Annotated in this window: 3 protein-coding genes; 2 read left to right on the plus strand and 1 reads right to left on the minus strand. The window is 64.4% G+C overall.

Going from position 1 to position 2486, the window contains the following annotated elements; genetic code table 11:
- A partial coding sequence (locus tag Q4E95_RS12755) for a class I tRNA ligase family protein (RefSeq protein ID WP_303383658.1) occupies positions 1-1006 on the minus strand: 1006 nt, incomplete at its 3' end.
- Between the two features lie 49 nt (positions 1007-1055).
- Between Q4E95_RS12755 and Q4E95_RS12760 the strand changes: the two genes are divergently transcribed.
- Together Q4E95_RS12760 and Q4E95_RS12765 are read left to right on the plus strand one after the other, a co-directional pair.
- The gene (locus Q4E95_RS12760; RefSeq protein WP_303383659.1) at positions 1056-1424 is read left to right on the plus strand and encodes a DUF488 domain-containing protein; all 369 of its coding nucleotides are present in this window, start codon (positions 1056-1058) and stop codon (positions 1422-1424) included.
- A 64-nt stretch (positions 1425-1488) separates the two neighbouring features.
- Positions 1489-2289: an SDR family oxidoreductase gene (locus Q4E95_RS12765; RefSeq protein WP_303383660.1), complete on the plus strand. Its 801-nt coding sequence runs from the start codon at positions 1489-1491 to the stop codon at positions 2287-2289.
- The last annotated feature ends 197 nt before the right edge of the window (positions 2290-2486 follow it).

Raw genomic sequence — 2486 nt, forward strand, 5'->3', positions numbered from 1 at the left:
CGCGGGTGGGCAGGTTGAGCTCGCGCCACCAGGTGACGTCGGTGAGGTCACCGAAGGTACAGATCATGGCGATACCCGACCCCTTGTCGGGCTTGGCCAGCGGGTGCGCCTTGACCTCGACCTCGACGTCGAACAGGGGAGAGCGCACGGTGGTGCCGAACAGCGACTGGTACCGCTCGTCATCCGGGTGGGCCACCAGGGCCACGCACGCGGGCAGCAGCTCGGGGCGAGTGGTCTCGATGAAAACCTTTTCCCCGTCCGGGCGGTGGAAAGAAATGCGGTGGTAGGCGCCTTCGCGTTCGCGGTCCTCGAGTTCGGCCTGGGCCACCGCGGTGCGGAACGTGACGTCCCACATGGTGGGGGCCTCGGCCATGTAGGCGTTACCGGCCTGGTAATCCTTCAGGAACGCCAGCTGCGAGACCTTGCGGGAGTGGGCATCAATGGTGCGGTATGTGCGGTTCCAGTCCACGGACAGACCCAGGGTGGAGAAGAGGTGCTCGAACACCTTCTCGTCCTCCACGGCGAGCTCTTCACACAGCTCGATGAAGTTCTGGCGGGACACCACGTCCCAGTCGCGCTGGTTCTTGGCCGGCTTCTCCGGCGGACGGTAACCCTCGATGTAGGGTGTGCCGGGTTCGCACCGCACACCGTAATAGTTCTGCACGCGGCGCTCGGTGGGCAGGCCGTTGTCGTCCCAGCCCAGCGGGTAGAACACGTTCTTGCCGCTCATCCGCTGGTAACGGGCAATCACGTCGGTCTGCGTGTAGGAGAACATGTGACCGACGTGCAGGGAACCGGAGGCCGTGGGAGGGGGAGTGTCGATCGAGTAGACGGCCTCGCGCGTGGTGTCCGCGTCGAAGGCGTACGTGCCGTTCTCGCGCCACTGCGCGGAGTACTTGTCCTCCAAACCCTCCAGCGCCGGCTTGGCGGGAACGTTCACCGCGGTGGTGGACGCAGCGTTGTCAGTGAAATTGGGCGTGTCTGTACCCTCAAGATGTTGTGCCATGCGCCCAGTCTCTCATGCAATTCGGGCGCAACAGGCCTAGCGTGGGGTCATGGCACAGCTACAGATCAAGCGCGTTCGTGAGGACAGGGACCCGGACGACGGCGCTCGCATCCTGGTCGACAAATTGTGGCCTCGCGGGGTGAGCAAGGACCACGCCGCCCTGAACCACTGGTTTAAGAACCTTGCGCCCACGGACGGTCTTCGAAAGTGGTTCGGCCACGATCCCCAGAAATTTGAGGAATTCGCGTCGCGCTACCGGAAGGAACTGGATCAGGATGCGTCGGGGGAGGTAGCAGAACTCGAACACGTTCTGCGAGACGTGGACGCGGCGACTCTGCTCTACGACGCTAAGGACGTGGAACACAATAACGCCGTGGTGTTGCTGGGTTGGTTGCGCGACCACCGCAGCGGGTTCTGAAACATGACAATCAAGTCCAATTAGGTATTTATCGCGAAACAATAAGGTAGCTACGGTTGTAGATATGACTCACAACACACAGACCGCCTACAACAACCCCAAGCCTCTCGGCAACGGCAAGGTGGCCGTGGTTACCGGCGCTTCGACCGGTATCGGCGAGGCCACCGTGGAGCGACTGCGCAGCAGCGGCTGGACCGTCTACGCCTTGGCACGCCGTGCGGACCGACTCGAAGACCTCGCCCAACGCACCGGTGCGATCGCGGCGCCCACGGACATCACGGATCAGGCCCAGGTCGACGCCCTGCGCGACACGGTGCTGTCCGAACAGAAGACCGTGGATGCCGTGCTCAACATCTCCGGCGGCGCGCGGGGCACCGACAAGATCCTTGACGCCAAGGATGAGGACTGGGACTGGATGTTTCAGGTCAACGTCATGGGCACCCTGCGGGTGACCCGGGCCTTCTTACCGGCCCTGCGCGAGAATGGCGAGGCCACCGTGGTTAATCTGACCTCGCTGGCTGCCTTCCGCGCCTACGAGGGTGGCGCCGGGTACAACGCCGCCAAGTACGCCGAGCGCTCCATGACCGAAGCACTGCGCTTGGAGGAAGCCGAACACAACGTGCGCGTGGTCGAGGTGGCTCCCGGCCTGGTGCACACCCCGGAGTTCTCACTCATGCGCCTCGGCGGCGATCAGGAGGCCGCGGACAAGGTCTATGCCGGTGTGGAAAAGCCGCTCACCGGTGCCGATGTGGCCGAGGTGCTCGCATTCGCCGTGGAGTTGCCGCACCACGTCAACATCGACACCCTTACCGTCAAGCCGGTGGCGCAGGCGGCCATTCACAAGATGATTCGCACGCAGTCCTGACGCTCGTCCGGCGTACTGAAGGGGCTCCGACGAGAGCGTGTCGTCGGCCCGGGTGCCGCGCCGTCGTCGACTGCGTGGATCAGTCCATTTCGCTGGGTGGTGATTCCGTGCACGTACCGGTGCGCCCCGAGCACTGCTCGTGGCCGGGGAGGTCTCCTCGCACGGGGATGCCACGTTGCCGGCCGGGCCGGCGGCGC

Source organism: Kocuria sp., from assembly GCF_030536815.1.
Lineage (GTDB): Bacteria > Actinomycetota > Actinomycetes > Actinomycetales > Micrococcaceae > Kocuria > Kocuria gwangalliensis.

What these genes read in the sequence shown, in the direction of transcription:
- Q4E95_RS12760 (WP_303383659.1), top strand. Translation starts at nt 1,056, where the DNA reads ATGGCACAGCTACAGATCAAGCGCGTTCGTGAGGACAGGGACCCGGAC.
- Q4E95_RS12765 (WP_303383660.1), top strand. Translation starts at nt 1,489, where the DNA reads ATGACTCACAACACACAGACCGCCTACAACAACCCCAAGCCTCTCGGC.